Below are 21,722 nucleotides of genomic sequence, written 5' to 3' on the forward strand. Positions count from 1 at the left end.
GATAGCGTTGCGGGCATGTCGCCAGAGGAACGGATAGCGGAGATCTTCGCGGCCGCGGGGGTGGAGGGGCACCTGCACGCGCTGGACGTCGCCGAGGGCCATGAGATCGCCGTACGCGCCGACGAGCAGGTCGTGATCGCCTCGATCTTCAAGGTGCTCCTCGTCCTGGAGTTCGCCCGTCAGGCGGCGGCAGGCCAGCTCGACCCCGCCGAGCGGGTTCTCGTGACGGCGGAGGACAGGCTCGGCGGGTGGGGCACCGCCGGATGCGCGGACGACGTGGAGATGTCGCTGCGTGATCTCGTCCACTTCGCCGTACAGGTGAGTGACAACACCGCCGCCGACCTGCTGATGCGGAGGATCGGCCTGGACACCGTGCGGATGCTCGCCGCGGAGCTGGGACTGGAGCGCACGCGTGTGATCGGCGGGCCCAGGCAGGTGCTGGAGTCGATGTTCGCGGACGTGGGGGCGCGGGACGACGCCGAGTTCGCGCGGATCTTCCCGACACTGTCCCCAGAGCGGGTTCGGGGGCTGCGGGTCCTCGACCCCGATCGCACGACCTCCAGCACGGCGCGCGACGTGACCGGGCTGCTCGGGCTGATCTGGCGCGACGAGGCGGGGCCGCCGGAGGCGTGCGCGGCCGTCCGCGACTACCTGACACGACAGATCTTCTGGACGCGGATCGCCTCGGGTTTCCCGCCGGGTACGCGGGTGGCGGCCAAGACGGGGACGCTGCCGAGCCTGCACATGGAGGCCGGGGTCGTCGAGTATCCCTCCGGGGAGAGTTACGCGGTGGCGGTCTTCGCCCGGAGCGGGGAGTTGCCCACCCGGCGTCTCGACGTCGACCTGGCGATCGGCCAGGCCGCGCGGACCGCCGTCGACGCGCTGCGAGCCGGGTGAGCCCTGCCCGCCGACGCGTCGACGAGCCCGCGTCGACGAGCCCCTCAAGTCCCGCCGACACGAGTTCCGGCGACGCGCTGACGAGCCCGGCGACTCCCGCCGCCGGCACATCGCGGCCGAGGCGGCTTCTGCCGCCCCGAGGGCCGCCGGGACCCCGTTTCACCTGCTCCGATACGTGTTCGCCTATGGGAGGCGACGGTCGCGAATCTTGGACGCGGCCGGTGCGGCGATGGTTGGGTCCTCATCGGGCCGCACGCGGCCGACGGTCGTCCCCGGAATGCCTGGACGACGGCCGTATGTTCACACGCACCCAAGGGGAGACATGTCCCGATTTGATCGAAGAGGTTTCCTGCGTACCGCGACGGCGGGGGCCGCGCTGGCACCGATGGCCGGAACCCTCCTGTCCCCGTCCCCCACCGGGGCCGCGACCCCGCGTCCGAGTGCTCCGAGTGGGAGGAAGACCTCCGCGACGTTCCGATGGCTCGGCACGTCGGGCTGGCGGGTGGATGTGGGATCGTCGACGCTCCTCGTCGACCCGTACGTGACCCGGTTCGACACCGGCCTGGCGGCGGGCAAGTTCGATCCCGCCACATCGCTCAAGGTGGACACCGAGGCCGTCCGCAGGCACACGGGCACCCCACGGGTGGTGCTGGTGACGCACGCGCACTGGGACCACTTCAACGACGTCCCGCACATCGCGACCTCGACCGGGGCACGGGTGGTCGGCACCGCCACCACCTGCAACCTGGCCCTGGCGTACGACGTGCAGGACAGCCTGCTCAGCCCGGTGAAGGGCGGGGAGGTCCTGGACTTCGGCGACTACGTCGTCGAGGTGGTGGCGTCGCTGCACAGCCGCAACGCCAACTACTCCATGCTCTTTCCCGGTGTCCGGCTGACCAGGCCGAAACGCAAACCGAAGAACATCTCCGAGTTGCCCGAGGGCGACACCCTGGCGTTCCAGGTGACGGTCAAGGGCGGTCCTTCGGTTTTCTTCATGGGAGGCAGCGACTTCGTCGAGCGTAACCTCAGCGGTCTCGCCCCGGACGTCGCGATGATTCCCACCACCTCCTCGTCGTCCACGTACGACTACGTGCCGCGCCTGCTGAAGGCCCTGGACATGCCGGGGGTGGTCGTGCCGGTGCACTGGGACAACTTCGAGGTGGCTCTGCGCAACCCTCCTCAGGCCGACGAGAAGTCGAGGAAGAGCCTCGCCGAGTTCGTCGCTGCGGTGCGCAGGGTGAGCCCCACGACGAAGGTCATGATCCCGGACTATCTGACACCGCACACCTTCGGCTGACGTCCGCGTCAGGAGACGGAGGCGATCTCCTGCAGGCGGGCGGCCAGTTGCTCGGGCTCGCCGTCGACCAGGGCGGACACCCCGCGCCACCAGGCGAACCACTCGCCGCTGCGCCACATCCAGTCGATCCGCTCGATGGAGGCGACGACGTCGCCCCTGTCGCGCCACACCTCACCGGCCTGCTCGGCGGAGGCGCCGTGGCGCAGCGCCCAGGTGTGCAGGGTCGCGGCGGCCTCGGCGTCGACCGGCCGCTCGTACGGGTCGGGGTGCTCGTCCAGCCGGTGGGGGCCGAGCCCGGCGGCGACGCCCCAGCTCCACTGGGCCTCGGCGGGGCGGGAGTAGCGCAGCGAGTCGAAGTCGAGGTTGGAGCCGAGCTCGTCGTCGGGACGGCGCAGGACCACCGCGTCGAGGCGGCCGCCGGCGTCGAAGGAGACCACGACCCGCTGGCCGGGGTGCGCGTCCTTGGGCAGCTCGACCCGGTCCTCGGCCTGCCAGGAGTTGAGATCGGTGACGGCGGCCGGACGACCCCAGGCCTCGTCGGCCGCGTCGTCGGCGATCCAGGCGGCGAGCATCTCCAGGACGGTCAGGTCGGTCCACGGGTCGATCGCCGTGGAGGTCCGAAGCGCCTCGTCGGGCGCGGGCAGCTTGTCGCCGCGCTCCTGGTGCCACCACCGCTCGCCGAGCTCGCGGGTGCCGACCAGCAGACCGGCGAGCGCGGCGAGTTCGGTGGACCTGCGAGTGAGGGGGGCGCCGCGCGCGAGCTCGACGGAACGCGCGACGCGGTCGGCGCCCAGCGCCGACCTCGCCTGGCTCAGCAGCAGGGCGGCGTCCGGCCGCTCCTCGCCCAGGAGATCACGGATCAGTCGTCTGGCCTCGGTCCTCGCGTCCTCCGCACGTGCATCACGCATACCGACACGGTACGCCGGGAGATCCTTAGGCGCGAGTGTCACCGTGCGGTACGGCCGTGCCGTCGTCCTGTGGCGACTCGGTGAGATGCGCGGTCCTTCCCACCACGTAGGCGGCGACCGCCGCCGTCACCACCTGGTAGACGGCGACCAGGAGGATGACACCGGCGATCTTCCAGCTGGGGTCGCGCAGCCACATGGCGAGCAGGATGAGGTGCAGGCCGAGCACCTGGGGTTTGGTCGCCGCGTGCATGCGCGCCAGGGTGCCGGGGAACCTGACCATGCCGACCCCCGCCGCGAACGCCAGAATCGCCCCCAGCAGCAGGCAGACGGCCGCGGCCACGTCCATCGCGGCGCTCACCGGGCACGTCCCGAGAAGAACCTGGCCAGCGAGACCGAGCCGACGAATCCCAGCAGGGAGAGCACCAGCAGCACGGGCAGCACCGAGTACTCCCGGTAGACGGCCGCCCCCGCCCCGACCGCGCAGATGACGACGGCGGTGAGCACGTCCAGCGCGACGGCGCGGTCCAGCATCGTCGGGCCGCGCACCAGCCGGTAGAGCGTCATCGCCGCCGCGACGGCGAGCATCCCCAGAACGATCAGGTAGACCGTCGTCATCGCACCTCCTCCTGGTCCGCTCGGGTACCGAAGGCGGCCGCGAGGCGCTTCTCCAGCCGGGTCACGTCGTCCTGGGTGATCCGGCTGACCGTCTCCAGGTCGCCGGAGATACCGAGCACGTGGAGCAGGAGCTTCTTCTCCTGGGTGTTCGCCTCCAGCACCAGGCTGCCCGGCAGCGCCGACAGCGCCACCGTCATCAGCACCACGATCGGCTCCGACGAGGTGCGCAACCTCACCTCGACGATCTGGATCGGCGGTGGTTTGCCCAGCCTCAGCGCCCAGAAGATCACTCGGGAGCTGGAGATCACCATGTCCCGCACGAAGCGGACGATGAACGACAGGATGTTGATGGGATGGAACCGGATACCGGTGTCCTGGAGCGGCAGGGGCAGCAGCCACACGAGGAGCAGCCCGACCAGCAGGCCCCCGAGCACGTTGCCCACGCTCAGGTCGCCCCAGAGCATCAGCCAGATCAGCGTCAGCCAGAGCACCTGCGGCAGCGGCACGGGCCTGCCCAGCAGCTTCAGCACCGTGAACGCCGGACGGGACTCGCTCATCGCCCACCGCCGAGCACCGCGGAGATGTACGGTTCGCGGGCCAGGAGTTCCTCCGCGGCCCGCTCGGACAGGGCGTGCAGCGGGCCGGCCAGGACGGTGAAGGACAGGGCGAGCGCCACCAGGGCGGCCGTGGAGGCGAACATGAGCTTCGGCAGGGTTACGGAGGTGACGATCGCCTCGTTCCCCTTCCCGTTCCCGTTCCCGTTCGTGACCGGCGCCCCCTTCGGGTCCTCTCCATCACCGTTCTCCTGGGTCTCCAGCACGGTTCCCCCCTCGGTGACCATTCCCTCGGGCGGCACCCGCCAGAACGCCTTGTTCCAGGTCGTGGCCACCGCGTACAGGGTGAGCAGGCTGGTGACCAGTCCCCCGGCGACCAGGGTCATCGCCATCGGGCTACCGTCGGCCACCCCGGCCTGGATCAGCCCGAGCTTGCCCAGGAAGCCTGATAACGGCGGGATGCCCGCCAGGTTCATCGCGGGCACGAAGAAGAGCACCGCGATGACGGGTGACAGTTTCGCCAGGCCGCCGAGTCTGTCCAGGGAGGTGGTGCCGGTGCGACGTTCGATCATGCCGGTCACCAGGAACAGGCTCGTCTGCACGGTGATGTGGTGGGCCACGTAGAAAACGGCACCCGCCATCCCCTGGGCGCTGAACAGGGCGACTCCGAACACCATGTAGCCGATGTGGCTGACCAGGGTGAAGGACAGCATTCGTTTTATGTCGCTCTGCGCCACCGCGCCGAGCACCCCGACGAGCATGGTCAGCAGCGCCGCCCACATCAGCAGGTTGCTCACCGGCCCCCAGGGGAAGAGCAGCGCCTCCAGGCGGATGATCGAGTAGACGCCGACCTTGGTGAGCAGACCGGCGAAGAGCGCCGTCGCGGGAGCGGGCGCGGTCGGGTACGAGTCGGGCAGCCACGCCGACATCGGGAAGATCGCGGCCTTGACCGCGAAGACCAGCAGGAGCATCAGCTCGATCAGCAGCCTGATGTGCTCGGGCAGGACCGCGAACCGCTCGGCCAGCTGCGCCATCGACACGGTGCCCGTGGCGCCGTAGGTCACCGCGATCGCGACGAGGAAGAGCAGTGAGGAGGTGAGTCCCACCACCGTGTAGGTGGCGCCCGCCCGGATGCGGGACTCGGTCCCGCCGAAGGTGAGCAGCACGTACGAGCCGCCGAGCAGCATCTCGAACCCGACGAAGAGGTTGAACAGGTCACCGGAGAGGAAGGCGTCCGACACTCCGGCGACCATGATCAGGTAAGCCGGGTGGAAGATCGAGAGCGAGGCCTTGTAGTCCTGGTCCGCCCATGACTGGGAGAGGGAGTAGATCATCACGCAGAGCGTCACCGCGGAGGAGACCGCGAGCATCAGCGTGGAGAGCCGGTCGGCGACGAGCGCGATGCCGATCTGCGCGCTCCAGCCCCCGACATGGGCCACCAGCGGGCCGTCCTGGTCCGCCGCGAACAGCAGGACCAGCGAGACGACCAGCACCACCGCGAGCGTGCCCACGCTGATGAGCGCCTGGAGCTTGCGCAGCCTGCTGCCGATGGCCAGCTTGAGGCCGACGGCGAGCAGTGGCAGCACCACGGGCACCGGGATGAGTGCCTCCATCAGTCCTCCTCCCCCTCGAGCTCGGGATCCTGCGCCCTGGCCTGTCGTGCCCGGTCCTCCCGGATCGCGGCGCGCATCTGCCTGCGGGCGTCGCGCTGGCGGACGCGGAGCCGCTTGCGGATCTCACGCTCGCGCGCGGCCTGCTCGCGCTCTCTGCGGGCGAACTCGGCACGCACGTCACTGAGGCGTCTTTCCCGCTCCTCCTTGGAGAGGTCCTCGGCCTGCTGGGCCTCGGCGAACCGCTCGGCGAGCCGTTCCGCGGACAACTCGTCGTTCTTGTGCGCCTGCAGCCAGCGGCCCAGGTCGGCGTTGACGTCGAGGATCCGCTGCTCCAGTTCTTCCGCCTCCCTGCGCTCCCACTCGTTGTGTTCCTCCTCCAGCCGGGCCAGCTCGGCGCGCTGCTCAAGGACGAGCTGCTGGTAGGCCGCCTGACGGTCGAGTACGGCCTGGCTCAGCTCGCCCCGCCTGGCACGCAGCCGCACCCGGCGGTCCTCGGTGTCGTCCTGCACCTCGTCGGCCCCGGTGAGCTGCCAGGACCTGTGGATCATGCCGAGCAGGAAGGCGGTGACGCCCAGCGTGATGACGATGGCGGTGAGCACCATGACCTGCGGCAGCGGGTCGGCCATCCGCTCCGGCTCCGTCGTGCCCAGGATCGGCGGCGCTCCCGGTGGCCCGCCCACGGTGAGGATGAGCAGGTTCACTCCGTTGCTGAGCATGATGACGCCGGCGAGCAGCCGGACCAGGCTTCTCTCCAGCAGCAGCGTGACTCCCGCGGCCACGAGCACGGCGACCACCAGGAGCGGCACTACGGGCGCGGTCACCGGCTCTCCTCCTCGTCGATCTGCCGATCCAGTTCGGAGCCCAGGCTGCGCAGGATGTCCCGCACCATGCCGATCACCGTGATGTAGACGCCGATGTCGAACAGGAGCACCGTCGACAGGTGCAGCTTGCCGACCAGCGGGACGTACAGATCGGCGGCGAGCATGTCCAGCGCCCCGGCACCCGCGACCAGCCCCACCAGCGCGGTGAGCGTGGACAGCAGGAGGCCCAGACCGATCAGCACCCCGGGGGCGGCCGGCACGGCGGCGGCCAGCTCGTGCCTGCCTCCGGCGAGATAGCGCAGGACCAGCGCGAGACCGGCCACGATGCCTCCGGCGAACCCGCCGCCCACTGCGCTGTGCCCGGTGAACAGCAGGAAGATCGAGACCAGCATCACGGTGTGGAAGGTCACCCTGGCGACGAACTCCAGGATCACCATCCGCTGTCCCGCGGGCTGGGTGTTCGCCAGCCAGTACGTCCTGGGCTTCTCCTCGTCGGCTCTCTGCTGCGGGGGCTGCGTCGCGTGCGCCCGGCTGCGCAGGAAGACCAGGCCGGTCATGCCGAGGGTGAGGACGACGAGGACGGAGCTCTCCCCCATGGTGTCCCAGGCTCTGATCTCGACGAGGAGCGCGCTCACGATGTTGGCGGCCCCCGCCTCCTGCGCCGCCTCGGCCATCAGCGTGCCGATCGGTATCGCCTGCCGCGCGTTCATCGCGAACATGCCGGCCCCGGCCACCACGAGACCGCTCACGATGCCGAGGGTGAGCCGCACGCCGAACGACAGCCGGCCCCGGTCCTCCCTCGGCCCGAGGGGGAGTCTCCGCAGCACCAGCACGAACACGACCAGGCTCAGCGTCTCGACGAGGAACTGGGTGAGCGCGAGGTCGGGCGCGCCGTGGACGAGGAAGAGCAACGCCGTGCCGTACCCCGTCAGGCCGGCCAGCAGCACGAGCACGACGTGCGAGCGCATCCGGAGCGCGATGGCCGCCGCGGCGACGATGAGCACGCCGATGACGGGCTGCTCGATGCGGTCCCAGACCACCATGTCCAGCCCGAGGTCGAATCCGGGGCCGTAGCTCAGTGAGAAGACCCCCACCGCCGCCACCGAGACGAACGCGATCGTGAGGTAGTCGGGCAGCGAGCCGCGCTGGACGACGCCGGTCAGCTGCAGGGAGAAGCGTTCCAGCCCGCGGACCAGTGCCCAGTAGGACCGGCCGGAGTCGATCACGTGCAGGGACTCCCCGACCCGCGCCACCGGTTCCCTGAACCGGAACAGGAGCGCTCCGCCCGCCAGCGCGAGGGCCGAGAGCAGCAGCGGCACCAGGGCGCCGCTCCACAGCGCGAGGTGGGTGCCGTGGCCGGGTCCGGCGAAGGTGTCGGTGTAGCTCTCCATCGCCCCGCCGTACAGGGCGGCGAACGGGGCGGCGGCGAGGCCGAGCGCGGAGAGCAGCGCGGGCGGCACGAACTCCGCGGCGCCGAAGGAGCGCACGTCCACCGGCTCGACACCGGGCTTGGCGGCGAAGGCGCCCCACACGAAACGCGCGCTGTAGCCGGCGGTGAGCGCGGAGCCGAGGACGATCCCGGCGAGCACCGCCGTGTCGATGCCCCGCCCGGTCATCAGCGACTCGAAGGCCGCCTCCTTGCCGACGAACCCCAGGAACATCGGGATGCCGGCCATCGAGGCGGCGGCCCCGGTGCCGACCGCGGCCAGCCAGGGTGCCGAGCGCCGCAGACCGCTCAGCTTGCGCAGGTCGCGGGTGCCGGTGGAGTGGTCGATGACGCCGACGACCAGGAAGAGGGAGGCTTTGAACAACGCGTGCGCGAGCAGCATCCCGACCCCGGCGATCGCGGCGTCGCGGGTGCCCGCGCCGAACAGCACCGTCAGGAAACCCAGCTGGCTCACCGTGCCGTAGGCGAGCAGCTTCTTGAGGTCGTGCTCGCGCAGCGCCCGCCAGGCGCAGAACAGCATGGTGAGCAGGCCAAAGGGTACGGCGGTCCACCACCAGGCGGCGAGCCCTCCGAAGGCGGGGCCCAGGCGGGCGAGCAGGTAGACGCCCGCCTTCACCATCGCCGCGGCGTGCAGGTAGGCCGAGACCGGGGTCGGCGCGGCCATCGCGGCGGGCAGCCACATGCTGAACGGGAAGACCGCCGACTTCGACAGCGCGCCGATCAGGATCAGCACCACCGCGACCGCCGTCAGGCCGCCGGACGGCGGGCTCTGCACGATCTGCGAGATGCGGTACGTTCCCGCCGACTCGCCGAGTATGATCATGCCGCCCAGCATCGCGAGGCCACCGGTGGTGGTGACGATCAGCGCCTGCATCGCGGCCCTGCGGCTGCTTCTGCTCGCGGGGTCGTGACCGATCATCAGGTAGGAGAAGACCGTGGTCAGCTCCCAGAAGACGAACAGCAACAGCAGGTCGTCCGCGACCACGAGCCCGAGCATCGCCCCGGCGAAGGCGACGAGCACCCCGGCGAACAGGCCGAGCCCTTCGGCGCCCGCGGAGAAGTAACGCGAGCAGTACAGCACGACCAGGGTGCCCACGCCGGTGACCAGGGCCATCATGAGCAGGGCGAGCGCGTCGACGCGGAAGGAGAGCCCCATGCCGAGGCCGGGCGCCCAGTCGTGGTGCGACTCGACGGGGATGCCGGTGAGGGCGATCCAGATCGTGTAGACGAATCCGCAGGCGGGCGGCGCGGCGAGCAGGAAGAACGCGTTCCTGCCGAAGCGGCGTACCAACGCCGGAGCGAGTATCGCCGCCACGGCGTGCAGGATCAGCAGCGGCTCCATGTTCCCCCGTGACCCGTCGTGGCAGACGTACGCCAGGATCCTAAAAGGCCCGACTTTGACAGGTCAAACTCGCGGGCCGCCTGCCCGGGGAGCGCCCGCTCTCCACCGAGCCATGATCGACTCCATGAGCATTCCTGCTGGCAGGGCCATTCACATCTCCGGCGGCGCGGGCGAAGGAGGCGATCACCCCGCTCCGGCTGTGAGCGACATCACCGCTTTCCGCCGCCACGGCCGAGCAACCAGCCGATCACCGCGCCGCCGAGCGCGACGCCCGCGCCCATCCCGAACGCGGCCAGGAGCGACCAGGCGGGGACTCCCGACTTGGTCTCCCTGGGCGGGACCGGGCGCTCGAAGACGTGCGCGGCTCCGGCCTGGCCCGCCCCGGCCGACGATGCCGGCGCGGCGGACGAGAGGGCGGCGGGTGCGGCGAGCGAGGATTCGCCCGGCGCGATCTCGGCGAGGGCGTGGCCGGCGGGAGCGGCGGGAACCCCTCCGGAGGCGAGATGGCTCTCCACCGCGGAGAAGAACTCCCCCGCGGTCTTCCTCGCGACGGAGCCGAGCATGCGCTGGCCGACGCCGCCGATCATGCCCCCGATCACGGCCTCGGCGTCGTAGTCGACCCGGGTGCCGCCCTCGACCTCGCTGAGGCGGATCTCCACGGTGGCGTCCACGGTTCCCGGAGCGCCCTGGCCCCGGGCCCTGAGCACGAACCGTTCCGGTGCCTCGGGGTCCGACAGGGCGACCTCGCCCTGGTAGACGCCCTTGATGGAGGCCACCCCCGCGGTGACGGTCATCCGGTAGGTGTCCGGCCCCGTCTCCTCAAGGCGCTCGCACCCCGGGATCGTGCGTACGAGCACGGCCGGGTTCTGGAGCGCTGACCACACACGATCTCTGTCGATGCCGAGCACGGCACTGCCTGCGAGCTTCACACCAAGCACCATAGGCAATCGCCGGTCGGGCGGATAACAGCAACATCTGCCCGCCGCCGCGCCCCGCCCTTGTCAGTGCTGTGTCAGTGCTGCGCCGGCGCCGGGACGCCGCCTCGGCGTCCCGGGCGGGGCCTTCGCGCCTGCGGAACGCGGGCCCCGCGCGGGACGGGCCGAACGCGAGGCACCGCGGGACGGGCCGAACCGACCGATCCGAACCGGACTAGCCGCGCGCGGGACTCTTCACCCGCAGGGACTCGCCCACGTCGTGCAGGTGGCGCAGCGCCTGCGCGTACGAGCTGACGACCCCGGACTCCAGGTAGTCGACCCCCACTTCCTCGCAGTACGCCCGGACGATCGGCTGGGCGCGGCGCAGGTTGGGCATCGGCATGCTCGGGAAGAGGTGATGCTCGATCTGGTAGTTGAGCCCGCCGAGGACGACGTCGAGGAGCACGCCGCCGCGCACGTTGCGCGAGGTCAGCACCTGGCGCCGCAGGAAGTCGAGCTTGTCCTCGCCCCTGAGCATCGGCATGCCCTTGTGGTTGGGGGCGAAGGTGCAGCCCAGGTAGACGCCGAAGATCGCCTGGTGCAGGAGGAAGAAGACCACCGCCTTGGCGGGAGACAGCACCGCGAACAGCGCGCCCACGTACAGGACGGCGTGCACGACCAGCAGCGAGGCCTCCAGCACGCGGTTCTTCATCGTCGGGCGCGCCAGCGCCCGGACGCTGGACACGTGGAGGTTGAACCCCTCGAGCGTGAGCAGCGGGAAGAACAGGAACGCCTGCCAGCGGCCCATGAACCTGGGCAACCCCTTGCTGACGGCGGCCTGCTCGGGTGACCAGAGCAGGAAGTCGGGGCTGACGTCGGGATCGTGGTCCTCGTGGTTGGGATTGGCGTGGTGGCGGGTGTGCTTGTCCATCCACCAGCCGTAGCTCATGCCGATGGCGAGGTTTCCCGCCACCAGTCCGGCGATCTGGCTGGAGCGGCGGGAACGGAAGACCTGACGGTGGGCCAGGTCGTGGGCGACGAGCCCGATCTGGGCGAACACCACCGCGAGGAAGGCCGCCACCAGCAGCTGGTACCAGGAGTCGCCGAGGGCGAAGAAGGCGGCCCAGCCGCCGACGAAGGCCGCGGCGACCAGGCCGAGTCGCGCGGCGTAGTAACCGGGGCGCCGGTCGAGCAGACCGGCTTTGGCGATCCGGCGCGACAGGCGGGCGAAATCACTGCCCCGCTCTCCGTTTACCGGGACGGCGGGAAGGTCCTCGTCATCGATCGCGGTTGAGTTGGACACGCTTCTCCTCAAATGGGCCGGATCACTCGACATGATTGCGTCAGCAAGGAGGGGCACAGATCTGCGTCAACCAAGCAGGACGGCCATCTTAGGATTGCGCGGTAGCTGTGATCACAAACCCCCGCTTCCACCCCAGCTTGTGGTAGTGCTGACCCTACCCCGGCAAATATACGGATTTAGGGGTTGTCGCAGGGCAGTCATGGAAGTAATCACATTCGCCGCTTTCAGCGGCGTTAGGCCGGGCTCCCGGCTGCTGGCAGGATGGTCGCCCATGGCATCGGGGACATACTGGACGATCAGGACGGCGGCGGCGACGGCCCTGGCGGTGAGCGCCGGGTGTGCCACCGGCCTCGACGGTGCGGGCGAGGACGGTGCCACCCCCGCACCGGGCGCCTCCCGAGCCTCGAAGCCCTCCCCAGGAGAACGGACGGCGAGACCGGCAGGGCCTCCCGGGGTGAGGCCCAGGCCCGGCGAGGTGGGCAGGATCCCCCGCCCCGGTGACGGCCTGCCCCCGGTGATCAGCTCCATTCCCACCAAGCGGAAGGTCGTCTTCCTTACCATCGACGACGGCTGGGAGCAGGATCCCGGTTTCGTGGCGCGAATCCGCGACCAGCGGATTCCCGTGGCGGCCTTCGTCACCCGCGACGCCGTGGAGGCGAAGGGCGCGGCCGACCCGACCGCACAGGGCGGCAGATACCTCGGTGCGGGCAAGTGGGGGTACGTGCGCGACCTGCGCGACGCGGGGGCGACGATCGAGAACCACACGCTGACCCACCCGAACCTGCCGACGCTCGGCTACGAGGGCCAGAAGGCCGAGATCTGCGGCGTCTCCAAGCTGATCCGCAGGCACACCGGCACCGCGCCCACCCTGTTCCGCCCGCCGTTCGGCAACCACAACACCCTCACCCGCAGGGCCGCCAAGGCCTGTGGCATCGACGCGCTCCTGCTCTGGACCGCGACCGTGCAGCCGGGCGGGAAGATCGCCTACCAGGTGCCCGACAAGAGGCTCCGCCCCGGAGACATCCTGCTGCTGCACTTCCGGCCGAACCTCGCCCGCGACTTCGGGATCCTCGTCGCGAAGATCAAGCGCCGGGGTTTCGAGATCGGCAACCTCGACGCGTATCTGGAGGCCGCGACCCGCTGAGCGATCTCGGCGCACAGCGGGGGGCCGCGCCCCGCCGAGTGATCTCGGCCGCGTACCGGACAGCGGGTCCACCGCCCGGCGTAACCCTCCAAGCGATCTCGGCCGCGTACCGGACGGCGGGTCCGCCGCCCGGCGTACCCGGAAATCCCCCAGGAGACGGACGTCCCGGAGAGGGCGCCCGGCCCATCATTGAGCCACGCCCCGAGGGGAAGCGGGCGCGGGGATCGCCGGATCCGGCGGAACACATGTCCTGCGCGCGAGGGGCGCCCGAGAGGGGATTCTCGGGGGCACGAGGAAGATCCGGCGTCGCGAGCCGACAGAGACGATCTTGGTTCGACGGAGAAGTGCGGTCTCCCACCGGGCCATGTGACAAAGATCGCAGCGGTTCGCGGCGCCTCCCCCTCCCGTTGCTCTACAAGCCGTAGTACTACTAGAAGTAGAACTACGAGTCGTAGAGCTCCTGGCCCGCGAAGGGAACGCAAGGGGAAGATGGACGCACTAGACCTGGCCCGGTGGCAGTTCGGGGTGACCACCGTGTACCACTTTCTGTTCGTACCCCTCACGATCGGTCTCGGCGTCTTCGTGGCCGGCCTGCAGACCGCCTGGCACCGGACGGGCAAGGAGCACTACCTGCGGCTCACGAAGTTCTTCGGGAAGCTCTTCCTGATCAACTTCGCGATGGGCGTGGTGACCGGCATCGTGCAGGAGTTCCAGTTCGGCATGAACTGGAGCGAGTACTCGATCTTCGTGGGCGACGTCTTCGGCGCGCCACTCGCCCTGGAGGCACTGCTCGCGTTCTTCCTGGAGTCGACCTTCATCGGCCTGTGGATCTTCGGCTGGGACAGGCTCCCCAAGCGCGTCCACCTCGCCACCATCTGGGCCGCGGTCATCGGGTCCAACCTGTCGGCGTACTTCATCCTCGCCGCCAACGCCTGGATGAAGCACCCGGTCGGGTACGAGGTGGTCGACGGCAAGGCCAGGATGACGGACCTGTGGGCGGTGCTCACCAACTCCGCGGCGCTCGCCCAGGTGCCCCACGTGATCGCCGGGGCCTTCGTCGTGGCGGGCGGCTTCGTGCTCGCGATCTGCGGCTACCACCTCCTGCGCGAGCGCCGCACCGGCGCCGGCGCGCTCCCGGGTGCCGGCGCGCTCCCGGGTGCCGGCACGGCCTCGGTGACGGCGCCGCGTGGCGGCCCGAGCATCTGGCGGACCCCGATGCGGGCCGCGCTGCTGATGACGGCGATCGCCGGGGCCCTCGTCGCGGGCAGCGGCGACATGTCGGCCAAGCTGCTGTACGAGCAGCAGCCCATGAAACTCGCCGCCGCGGAAGGACTGCGGCACGACACCGCCGGCGCGGCGTTCTCGCCCGTCCCCGGGATCGAGGTGCCCATGCTGCTCAGCTTCCTGTCCACCGGCGACCCGAACGCCGTGGTCCAGGGCACCGAGGACCTGCAGGCACGGTACGAGGAGCGGTTCGGCCCCGGTGACTACCGGCCCAACCTGCCGGTGGTCTTCTGGTCCTTCCGCGTGATGATCGTCTTCGGTCTGTCCACGGTGGCCCTTTCTGTGCTCGGTCTCTGGCTCACCCGCCGCAGGCGGCGCGGCACCCCCCTCGCCCCCCGGGAGATCCCCACCTGGTTCGCCCGGTTCTGCGTGCTCGCGTTGCCGCTGCCGACCGTCGCGATGATCGCCGGTTGGCTGCTCAGCGAGATCGGCCGCCAGCCGTGGACCGTCCAGGGCGAACTGCTCACGGCCGCGAGCGTCTCGCCGGGCGTCAGCCTGGCCGAGGTGGCCGTCTCGCTCGCGGTCTTCACGACGCTGTACGGCGCGCTCGCGCTGGCCGAGGCGGTACTGCTCACGCGCCACGTCAAGGCGGGGCCCGAGCCCGCCGCCCCCGCCGCTCCCCTCGCGCCGCCGCCCTCCCGCGACGACGAGGACGCGGACGCCCGGCTCCAGCCGACCCTCATGTACTGAAGGCGACGACAATGGAACTCACCACCTTCTGGTTCGCGGTCATCGCGTTCCTGTGGACCGGCTACTTCGTGCTGGAGGGCTTCGACTTCGGCGTGGGCATGCTGGCACCCGCACTGGCGAGGAACGAGGCCGAGCGCAAGCAGGTCCTGGGCACGATCGGCCCGGTCTGGGACGGCAACGAGGTCTGGCTGATCACCGCGGTCGGCGCCATGTTCGCCGCCTTCCCCGCCTGGTACGCCGGACTGCTCAGCGAGTTCTACCTGCCGATCGTGCTGGTCCTCGTCGGGCTGATCGTGCGCGGCATCGGCCTGGAGTGGCGCGGCAAGGTCCAGCACGCCTCCGACCGCGTCTGGTGCGACCTGGGCGTGCTCGTCGGCAGCGCCCTGCCCGCGTTCCTGTGGGGCGCGGTCTTCGCCGATCTGCTGCGGAGCAGCGCGGCGGCCGCCCTCGTCGGCGGAGTGTTCTCGCTCTCGGTGTGCGTGCTGCACGGGGCGGTGTTCATCGCGCTCAAGACCACCGGACCGGTGCGCTCCCGTGCCCGGCGCGCCGCCCTGATCGCCTCCGTGGTGGCACTGCCCGCCGCGGTGACGGCGCTGTCGAACATTCCCGTCGCGACCACGGCGATCGGCGCGTGGTCGGCGGCCCCGTGGCTGTGGGCGGCCTCGCTCGCCGCGATGGCGGCCCTCGCCGCCGGAATCGCGCTCACCTGGCGCGGCCGGGACGGCTGGGCCTTCGCCGCCACGGCCTCGTCCATCGCGCTGGGCGGCGCCGCCCTGTTCGGCGCCCTGTGGCCCGCCCCTTTCCCCGGCCTCACCGTCGCCGAGGCCGCCTCAGGCCCGTACACGCTGGGCGTGCTGACCTGGATCGGCCTCATCGCGCTGCCGTTCGTGCTCGGCTATCAGGCCTGGTCGTACTGGGTCTTCCGCAAGCGCCTGGTCGCCGAGGTCTCCTGAGAACACCGGCCACCCCGACCCGGCCGCCCCGGGCAGCCGCCTCAGTGCAGGCCGAGCCTGGCGAGCGGCTCGACGAGTTCCCTCTCCTCGTAGGACAGGTGCGACAGGAGCGTGTCGCTCAGCAGGTCCATCGCGCCCCGCAGGGCCTTGTGACCGTCAGGTTCGGAGACGAAGGCGACCAGCGCCCGGTCGACGTCTTCGAGGACCTCGTGGATGGCGTGGTGCTCCTGCTCCAGCCGGTCGACGACGGGCACCAGTCCGGGGTCCGCGCGGCGCAGACGAGGGAAGAGGCTCTGGTCCTCGATGGTGTGGTGGGTCGTGACGACCCGGCAGTAGGACTCGCAGTACGCGCCGACCGTCCAGTTGTTCTGGCGCATCGTCATCGCGTTGATGTGCGAGCGCGCGATGCCGGGATCCATCGCTCCGGAGGTGACCTCCTCGACGAGCCGCCGTACCTCGGCCAGTTCCTGGCGGAGGTGGTCGTGGATGTCGACGAGATGGCGTCCCGCCGCCTGCTCCCTGGGGGTGTAGGTGCGGGCCGGGTCGGGAGCGGGACCGGTGGGCCGGGTGGTCTCGTCCCAGACCCGGACATCGGAGAGCCGGGTGCCGTCGTCCGGGGTCGGCGTGACCCCCAGGGCGGGAGGGACCCCGCCCCCGGGAGCGGCGACGGCGGCGGGGGCGTCCGGTGACACGCTCCGCGCGATCGCCGCACTCACCCCGGTGGACCGGCCCGCGCCGGTGGCCGTACGCGAACCGGCACGCTCGGCGTCCACGAGTTCGCGTACGGCGGGGACGACCTCGGCGGCGAACCGCCGGATGTCGTCGGGGTCGTCGCTCGCGAGGATGTAGGCGCTCATCCCCTGGTCCAGGGTGAGCTCGGCGAGTTGCTCGGCCCACACGCCCGCGGGTCCCTGAAGGAAGGCGCGGCCGGAGCCGGTGAAGGTGCCGCCGATGTTGTACAGACGCCGGATGTCGGCGGGTGAGCGTCCCGCGCCGAGAGCGGCCTCGTCGATGATCGCGTTCATCGCCGGGAGTGCGTCCAGGCCGGCGTAGGCGTGGCTGGGCAGCCAGCCGTCCGCGAGCCTGCCGGTCATGTCGAGCATGCGCCTCTTGTAGGCCCCCAGCCAGATGCCGACGTCGTGGACGGGGGCCGGACCGGGGTGTGCCCCCCGCACGCGGTGGTGGCCGCCGTCCACCCGCACGGCTTTGCCCCCTGCCTCCCACATGGCCCGGATGACCTCGATGCCCTCCTCAAGCGCGTCGACCCCCTGGGCCGCGGTCAGCCGCGGGCCACCGAGAGCGGCGATACCGTCCCAGAAGGCGCCCGCTCCCAGCCCGAGCTCGACGCGGCCACCGCTGAGGATGTCCAGGGTCGCGACGCTGCGGGCGAGCACCGCGGGCGGGCGCAGGGGCAGGTTCGCCACGTTCGGCGACACTCGCAGCGTCGAGGTGCCGGCCGCGATGACCGAGAGCAGGGTCCACGTGTCGAGGAACCGCGCCTGGTACGGATGGTCCTGCACGGTCACCAGGTCCAGCCCCACCTGCTCGGTGAGCCTGGCGAGCGCGACGACCCTCTCGGCCTGGTCGGCCACCGGTGTCAGGAATGTCCCGAACAACAACTCGTGCCGGTAGTCGGGCATGTCTCTCCTCGGTGCGTCATCTCGGATGCGCGACACACGTCCCTTCCGGACGCGCGGCACCGCGATGGTGCGGCAGGACAGATCGTATGTAAAACAGATGAATTGTCAAACAGAAGGTCTCACTAACCGTCGATCCTGGTAACCTCGTGACATGCCCGCGCCCCGACCCACCAGTGCCGAGACCCAGGACGCCCTGGACAGCGATTTGGGCTGGACCCTCGGAGTCGTCTTCCGCGCCTACGTCAGGACGGCGAACGCGCTGGTCAGCCACCTCCCCGGCGGCCCGCGCGGTTACCAGGTGCTCGCCGCGGCGGCCCAAGGACTCCCCGGCGGCCAGGGCGCGCTGGCACAGCGTCTCGGCGTCGACAAGACCGTCATGACCTACCTGCTCGACGATCTGGAGAAGGCCGGGCTGGTCGAGCGCCGCCCCGACCCCGCCGACCGGCGCAACAAGCGCGTCGTCGCCACCGAGCGGGGCAGGGCGGCCTGGGTCGACACGCAGACCCGGCTGGAGCACGCCGAAGACCACGTGCTGGAGCCGCTGGACCCCGCCGACCGCTCGGTGTTCCGGGAGCTGCTGCGCAGGCTCGCCGCCCGGGCCGACAGCCTCGACCCGGAGCACAACACCTGCCGGCTCGTCGAGGAGCTCGCCCCGGAAAGCATCCCCTCGGCATCGGCCGCCCCCGCCAAGCCGCGACGCTCCCCCCGCCGCTGACCACCGGCCGTCGCGAGCGCCCGTGAGCACGCTCGCGAGGCCGCCGGAGGATCGGTGGGCATGAAGAACCAGGCGCCGAGAACCCGCCGAACCGGGCGCACCGAAGATCCGGAGAAGCCGTTCCGGCCCGGGGACGCCCCCACCCCCGACCCGGAACCGCCCCGGACGCGACTCAACCGACGGACAGGATCAGCGTGGAGCTGTAGGCGGAAGACGCTCCCGCACCGAATCGCTGGTTGTTCACCACCGCTCCGTAACCGGCGCCGCTCGCCCAGTGGAACGTCATCACCGGCTGACTCCCGCTGAAGTCGATGTTGCCCACCATCTCGGTGAAGCTACTGCTGCCACCGATCCGCGACGAGCCGTTCGCCGCGAAGACCCAGCTGTTTCCCTGCCTCTGGAACCGGCCGCGCAGCGGATAGAGGTCCGTGCGCACGTTGGTGGTGTTGAAGGCGAACGTGCCGTTTCCGGAGAAGACCCACACCGCGTTCCTGACGCGCGAGAGCGCGCTGTTCGCCCAGGCGGGCTGCCCCTTCAGCTGCTGGAACCGGGTGACCCTCGCCGTACGGAAGCGGTAGGGGAAGGCGGCACTCACCACCTGCCCGGACCCGGTGGGCGCGCTCACCCCGGCCTGTCCCGACGTGGACGCCTGCGCGACAGGAGCCGACACCACGGCCCCGGCGAGCAACACCCCCGCGGCGAGCGCCCTCGCCGCCCTTCCCCTGCTCCTCCCGGCCCCGGCCCTCCTGCTCCACGTCCCGTCCTCGTCCGCCCTCGCCCTCGCCCTCGCCCGGATTCGACCCCTCGACCCCATGAAATCCATGCCGATCTCCCTCCCGGCATCCTCTCCACCCTGTCTCCCACCCGGCGGCAGAAGATGCATTCCTGACTACAGGAGTAGCGTAAAGTGAAACCTTCCTTTCCCGAAAGACGGAGGGCAATACGATCTGGAGAAGTAACAGGAATCGAGGGAAAAAGACAGATCAACTCGACCATCTGCCCGGAGCAACGCACTATTTGTCGGCATTGTAGTTAATTTATCTGACTATACTTTTGTTGCCTTGGCCACCAGGCAGGAGCTCCTGTACACATCTCCACGAAAGCGCGATTGACCTCAAGAAGACTTGAGGTTGAAAACTGACTCCCATGGCCTCCCTCATGGACATCGGAGTGATCCTGCCCACCGTCGCCGTACAGCGAGAGCAGCGGCTCGACCTGGGCACCGCCGCACGGCACGCGGAGCAGGTGGGGCTGGACGGCGTCTGGCACGGCGACCATCTGGCCACCGGAACGGCGTCACTGGACTGCGCCGTGGCGCTCGCCGTCGCGGCCGGGGCGACCGCGCGGATCAGGATCGGGGCGAGCGTGTTCGTCCCGGCGATCCGCCCCCTGGCGTGGGCGGCCAAACAGGTCGCGAGCCTGCAGCACGTCTCCGGCGGACGGCTGGTCCTGGGCGTCGGCTCCGGCGGCGGCCCCGGGCAGTGGGCGGCGGCCGGAGTGCCGTACGGGGAGCGCGGCAGGCGCACCGACACCGCGCTGGAGCTGCTCGCGCGGCTACTGGCCGGGGAGACCGTCGCACTGGTGGACGAGCCGGGAGAGGTACGGCTCGAACCGGCCGTGACGCCCCCGCCGATCTGGGTCGGCAACGCGTCGGCGGTGGCCGTGCGACGCGCGGCCCGCCACGGGGACGGCTGGTTCCCCTCGATGATCCCCCCGTCGGAGGTGGCCTCGGGCAGGGCCACGCTCGCCGAGCTCGCCTCCTCCCACGGACGCCCGGAGCCGGTCGTCGCCATCGGCGCCACCGGCGTCCTCGGCACGGCTCCCGGACTGCCCACCCTCGATGCCATCGCCTCGCGCATCACCGGATACGGCATCCCCATGGAGAAGGCCGTGCGTCTGCCCCTCACCGGCGAACCCGCGCGGGTGGCAGAGCGGCTGGCCGCCTACCGCGAGGCCGGGGCGCGTCACGTGGTCCTGGGGTTCGCGGGAGGCGACTGGCGCGAACAGTGCGACCTCCTGGCCGAGACCCGCACCCTCCTGCCCTGACCACCTCGATGAGGGCTCGGCCCCCTCTTCGGCTGACACCGACACGGCGACGCGGGCGGCGGCCGTCAGCCGGGCTGGCTGTTGTCCTTGAGCGCGCCCCAGCCGTGCCAGTTCACGATCTCGATCCAGGCGCTGACCCGGCCGCGGTCCCGCTGGGGGTACGGCTTCCCCGTGTACTGACGGGACAGCCTGTCGATGTCGCTCAGATCCTTGTCGTCATATATCTCGGCGACATTCCCGCTGATGCTGACGTGGGTGTACCAGCCGTTCTCGTCGAGCACGGTCAGGGAGACGCGGGGATCACCGCGCATGTGGTCGAGCCGTCTGCGGCCCTCGTCCATGTTGACCAGGATCCGGCCGTCGTCCCAGAGATACCAGGTGGCCGTGGACACCGGCCGTCCGTCGGGCCGAAGCGTGGTGATGACGGCGGGGTTCGGCTTCTTCAGCATCGCGACTGCCTCATCGGGAAGCGGCGGCTTTGACATGATCGCTCCTCTTCGTCTCCGTGCCCCTGCGATGCAGGTGACGCGTGCGGTTCACGAGATACCCGTCCACCGTGCCACATCCCGGATGGTAACGGTCCGGCGACTCTCCGCAAATGGTCGCCGCCGGCCCCCGAAGGACCCGTCGCGGCCACAGGTCTGGACGTCGCCTCCACGCCCCCCGTCTCAGGAGATCGGGAAAGGTCGAGGAATCCACCGCAGAAACCATCACACGAGCGCCCCTGCCTTTTGACGGCGACCCTAAGCTTTGAGGATGAGGTGATCCACAGATTCCGGACATGCCAGATCGTCGGGACGCGGATATGGGAAGAGGCCATGATTCCGCGCTGGGACAGGAGCCGCCGGAGCTTGCAAAAAAATCGTCGGGCATCGTCCCTGAAAAGGGGCGATGCCCGACGGCTTTTCGATTCAACGATCTATCGATGAGGCGACAGATCGTTGTCCACCGATTTTCAGGGAACCACGTAAGGGCTGTAGTAGTACCCTCCGTTGGTGATGTCCTGCATTCGCACCCGGCATGAGCCCTGGTTACCGACCGCGAAGACGAAGCTCTTCACCTGGCCCGCCGAGATGGAGAAGGGGCCGTTGTCGTCTTTCTGGAAACCATTTATGCACATCAGGCGGAATCGCGCGGTGAGCTTGGACCCCTCGTTCTTGTAGTAGGCCACGTCGTAACCGCCCGGACTTCCGGTGATACCACGCGCGCACAATTCGTTGTTACTGATCGGAGCGCACTTCACCGGGCCGAGAAAGGCTGCCGTTCCTGCCTGGGCCGCGGATGCGGAAAGGGCGGTCAGCGGCACAGCGGCGCACACTGCCGCGAGCGCGACGGCGCCGATTCGACGAGTGATCACTCGTTGATCCTTCCTAGATGAACCGTTGTTCTGTGGAACCTAGGCAACGATCACTGTTCGGCCCTGCTTTCGACAACCTGTAAGGCTCCAGGGTGCCGTTGAGGCACCGACAAGGTAGAACAAGGTAGAGGGAACGCGCGGTCAAGCGGCCGAGTGATCCCGCAGATCTCCCGGAGACGACT

Annotated in this window: 20 protein-coding genes; 7 read left to right on the plus strand and 13 right to left on the minus strand. The window is 70.2% G+C overall.

Annotation, left to right across the window (positions count from 1 at the left end; genetic code table 11):
- The first annotated feature begins 15 nt into the window (after positions 1–15).
- On the plus strand, positions 16–897 hold the full coding sequence (locus ACFY3D_RS09590; RefSeq protein ID WP_389977035.1) for a serine hydrolase: 882 nt from the start codon (positions 16–18) through the stop codon (positions 895–897).
- A 322-nt stretch (positions 898–1,219) separates the two neighbouring features.
- The gene (locus ACFY3D_RS09595) at positions 1,220–2,194 is read left to right on the plus strand and encodes an MBL fold metallo-hydrolase (RefSeq protein ID WP_389977038.1); all 975 of its coding nucleotides are present in this window, start codon (positions 1,220–1,222) and stop codon (positions 2,192–2,194) included.
- An 8-nt stretch (positions 2,195–2,202) separates the two neighbouring features.
- On the opposite strand, the gene ACFY3D_RS09600 is transcribed toward ACFY3D_RS09595, so the two are convergent.
- From ACFY3D_RS09600 to ACFY3D_RS09640, 9 genes are all read right to left on the minus strand, one after another.
- Positions 2,203–3,102: a hypothetical protein gene (locus tag ACFY3D_RS09600; protein ID WP_389977041.1), complete on the minus strand. Its 900-nt coding sequence runs from the start codon at positions 3,100–3,102 to the stop codon at positions 2,203–2,205.
- Between the two features lie 25 nt (positions 3,103–3,127).
- Entirely contained in the window at positions 3,128–3,460 is a 333-nt protein-coding gene (gene mnhG / locus ACFY3D_RS09605; protein ID WP_389977044.1) for a monovalent cation/H(+) antiporter subunit G, read from the minus strand.
- A complete protein-coding gene (locus ACFY3D_RS09610) occupies positions 3,457–3,717 on the minus strand; it encodes a monovalent cation/H+ antiporter complex subunit F (RefSeq protein WP_362508508.1) in 261 nt (86 codons plus the stop codon). The genes mnhG and ACFY3D_RS09610 overlap by 4 nt, the downstream gene beginning before the upstream one ends.
- Positions 3,714–4,274 carry a Na+/H+ antiporter subunit E gene (locus tag ACFY3D_RS09615; protein ID WP_389977048.1) on the minus strand — a complete coding sequence of 187 codons (561 nt, stop codon included), beginning with the start codon at positions 4,272–4,274 and terminating at the stop codon, positions 3,714–3,716. The genes ACFY3D_RS09610 and ACFY3D_RS09615 overlap by 4 nt, the downstream gene beginning before the upstream one ends.
- The gene (locus tag ACFY3D_RS09620) at positions 4,271–5,884 is read right to left on the minus strand and encodes a Na+/H+ antiporter subunit D (RefSeq protein WP_389977051.1); all 1,614 of its coding nucleotides are present in this window, start codon (positions 5,882–5,884) and stop codon (positions 4,271–4,273) included. Before ACFY3D_RS09620 ends, ACFY3D_RS09615 begins: the two co-directional genes overlap by 4 nt.
- Positions 5,884–6,705, minus strand: a complete 822-nt coding sequence (locus ACFY3D_RS09625) for a Na(+)/H(+) antiporter subunit C (RefSeq protein WP_389977054.1) — start codon at positions 6,703–6,705, stop codon at positions 5,884–5,886. Before ACFY3D_RS09625 ends, ACFY3D_RS09620 begins: the two co-directional genes overlap by 1 nt.
- Positions 6,702–9,494, minus strand: a complete 2,793-nt coding sequence (locus ACFY3D_RS09630) for a Na+/H+ antiporter subunit A (RefSeq protein ID WP_389977057.1) — start codon at positions 9,492–9,494, stop codon at positions 6,702–6,704. The genes ACFY3D_RS09625 and ACFY3D_RS09630 overlap by 4 nt, the downstream gene beginning before the upstream one ends.
- Positions 9,495–9,703: 209 nt before the next feature.
- Positions 9,704–10,423, minus strand: coding sequence for a carbon monoxide dehydrogenase subunit G (locus ACFY3D_RS09635; RefSeq protein ID WP_389977059.1), 720 nt, complete (start codon positions 10,421–10,423; stop codon positions 9,704–9,706).
- Between the two features lie 220 nt (positions 10,424–10,643).
- The gene (locus ACFY3D_RS09640; protein WP_389977062.1) at positions 10,644–11,711 is read right to left on the minus strand and encodes a fatty acid desaturase family protein; all 1,068 of its coding nucleotides are present in this window, start codon (positions 11,709–11,711) and stop codon (positions 10,644–10,646) included.
- A gap of 271 nt (positions 11,712–11,982) precedes the next feature.
- Here ACFY3D_RS09640 and ACFY3D_RS09645 point away from each other — a divergent pair, with 271 nt between their 5' ends.
- The 3 genes from ACFY3D_RS09645 (at position 11,983) to cydB (ending at position 15,782) form a co-directional block, all read left to right on the plus strand.
- Positions 11,983–12,855: a polysaccharide deacetylase family protein gene (locus ACFY3D_RS09645; RefSeq protein WP_389977064.1), complete on the plus strand. Its 873-nt coding sequence runs from the start codon at positions 11,983–11,985 to the stop codon at positions 12,853–12,855.
- 489 nt (positions 12,856–13,344) lie between these two features.
- Complete coding sequence (locus ACFY3D_RS09650; protein WP_389977067.1) at positions 13,345–14,829, plus strand: cytochrome ubiquinol oxidase subunit I; 1,485 nt, start codon at positions 13,345–13,347, stop codon at positions 14,827–14,829.
- 11 nt (positions 14,830–14,840) lie between these two features.
- A complete protein-coding gene (cydB, locus tag ACFY3D_RS09655; protein WP_389977070.1) occupies positions 14,841–15,782 on the plus strand; it encodes a cytochrome d ubiquinol oxidase subunit II in 942 nt (313 codons plus the stop codon).
- Positions 15,783–15,823: 41 nt separating this feature from the next.
- Here cydB and ACFY3D_RS09660 read toward each other — a convergent pair whose 3' ends face one another.
- Entirely contained in the window at positions 15,824–17,422 is a 1,599-nt protein-coding gene (locus tag ACFY3D_RS09660; RefSeq protein WP_389977072.1) for an LLM class flavin-dependent oxidoreductase, read from the minus strand.
- Positions 17,423–17,573: 151 nt separating this feature from the next.
- Here ACFY3D_RS09660 and ACFY3D_RS09665 point away from each other — a divergent pair, with 151 nt between their 5' ends.
- Positions 17,574–18,137 carry a MarR family winged helix-turn-helix transcriptional regulator gene (locus ACFY3D_RS09665; RefSeq protein ID WP_389977075.1) on the plus strand — a complete coding sequence of 188 codons (564 nt, stop codon included), beginning with the start codon at positions 17,574–17,576 and terminating at the stop codon, positions 18,135–18,137.
- 172 nt (positions 18,138–18,309) lie between these two features.
- On the opposite strand, the gene ACFY3D_RS09670 is transcribed toward ACFY3D_RS09665, so the two are convergent.
- Complete coding sequence (locus ACFY3D_RS09670) at positions 18,310–18,960, minus strand: hypothetical protein (RefSeq protein WP_389977078.1); 651 nt, start codon at positions 18,958–18,960, stop codon at positions 18,310–18,312.
- A gap of 323 nt (positions 18,961–19,283) precedes the next feature.
- Here ACFY3D_RS09670 and ACFY3D_RS09675 point away from each other — a divergent pair, with 323 nt between their 5' ends.
- Positions 19,284–20,183: an LLM class flavin-dependent oxidoreductase gene (locus tag ACFY3D_RS09675; RefSeq protein ID WP_389977081.1), complete on the plus strand. Its 900-nt coding sequence runs from the start codon at positions 19,284–19,286 to the stop codon at positions 20,181–20,183.
- A 65-nt stretch (positions 20,184–20,248) separates the two neighbouring features.
- Here the strand turns inward: ACFY3D_RS09675 and ACFY3D_RS09680 are convergent, their stop codons facing one another.
- Together ACFY3D_RS09680 and ACFY3D_RS09685 are read right to left on the minus strand one after the other, a co-directional pair.
- On the minus strand, positions 20,249–20,668 hold the full coding sequence (locus ACFY3D_RS09680; protein ID WP_389977083.1) for a PPOX class F420-dependent oxidoreductase: 420 nt from the start codon (positions 20,666–20,668) through the stop codon (positions 20,249–20,251).
- Positions 20,669–21,138: 470 nt separating this feature from the next.
- Positions 21,139–21,540, minus strand: coding sequence for a hypothetical protein (locus ACFY3D_RS09685; protein ID WP_350946744.1), 402 nt, complete (start codon positions 21,538–21,540; stop codon positions 21,139–21,141).
- Between the last annotated feature and the right edge of the window lie 182 nt (positions 21,541–21,722).

The sequence above is a fragment of the Streptosporangium sp. NPDC000509 genome (assembly GCF_042898365.1).
In the GTDB taxonomy this organism is placed as follows: Bacteria; Actinomycetota; Actinomycetes; order Streptosporangiales; family Streptosporangiaceae; genus Streptosporangium.

What these genes read in the sequence shown, in the direction of transcription:
- ACFY3D_RS09590 (WP_389977035.1), top strand. Translation starts at nt 16, where the DNA reads ATGTCGCCAGAGGAACGGATAGCGGAGATCTTCGCGGCCGCGGGGGTG.
- ACFY3D_RS09595 (WP_389977038.1), top strand. Translation starts at nt 1,220, where the DNA reads ATGTCCCGATTTGATCGAAGAGGTTTCCTGCGTACCGCGACGGCGGGG.
- ACFY3D_RS09600 (WP_389977041.1), bottom strand. Translation starts at nt 3,102, where the DNA reads ATGCGTGATGCACGTGCGGAGGACGCGAGGACCGAGGCCAGACGACTG.
- ACFY3D_RS09610 (WP_362508508.1), bottom strand. Translation starts at nt 3,717, where the DNA reads ATGACGACGGTCTACCTGATCGTTCTGGGGATGCTCGCCGTCGCGGCG.
- ACFY3D_RS09615 (WP_389977048.1), bottom strand. Translation starts at nt 4,274, where the DNA reads ATGAGCGAGTCCCGTCCGGCGTTCACGGTGCTGAAGCTGCTGGGCAGG.
- ACFY3D_RS09620 (WP_389977051.1), bottom strand. Translation starts at nt 5,884, where the DNA reads ATGGAGGCACTCATCCCGGTGCCCGTGGTGCTGCCACTGCTCGCCGTC.
- ACFY3D_RS09630 (WP_389977057.1), bottom strand. Translation starts at nt 9,494, where the DNA reads ATGGAGCCGCTGCTGATCCTGCACGCCGTGGCGGCGATACTCGCTCCG.
- ACFY3D_RS09645 (WP_389977064.1), top strand. Translation starts at nt 11,983, where the DNA reads ATGGCATCGGGGACATACTGGACGATCAGGACGGCGGCGGCGACGGCC.
- ACFY3D_RS09650 (WP_389977067.1), top strand. Translation starts at nt 13,345, where the DNA reads ATGGACGCACTAGACCTGGCCCGGTGGCAGTTCGGGGTGACCACCGTG.
- cydB (WP_389977070.1), top strand. Translation starts at nt 14,841, where the DNA reads ATGGAACTCACCACCTTCTGGTTCGCGGTCATCGCGTTCCTGTGGACC.
- ACFY3D_RS09660 (WP_389977072.1), bottom strand. Translation starts at nt 17,422, where the DNA reads ATGCCCGACTACCGGCACGAGTTGTTGTTCGGGACATTCCTGACACCG.
- ACFY3D_RS09665 (WP_389977075.1), top strand. Translation starts at nt 17,574, where the DNA reads ATGCCCGCGCCCCGACCCACCAGTGCCGAGACCCAGGACGCCCTGGAC.
- ACFY3D_RS09670 (WP_389977078.1), bottom strand. Translation starts at nt 18,960, where the DNA reads ATGGATTTCATGGGGTCGAGGGGTCGAATCCGGGCGAGGGCGAGGGCG.
- ACFY3D_RS09675 (WP_389977081.1), top strand. Translation starts at nt 19,284, where the DNA reads ATGGCCTCCCTCATGGACATCGGAGTGATCCTGCCCACCGTCGCCGTA.
- ACFY3D_RS09680 (WP_389977083.1), bottom strand. Translation starts at nt 20,668, where the DNA reads ATGTCAAAGCCGCCGCTTCCCGATGAGGCAGTCGCGATGCTGAAGAAG.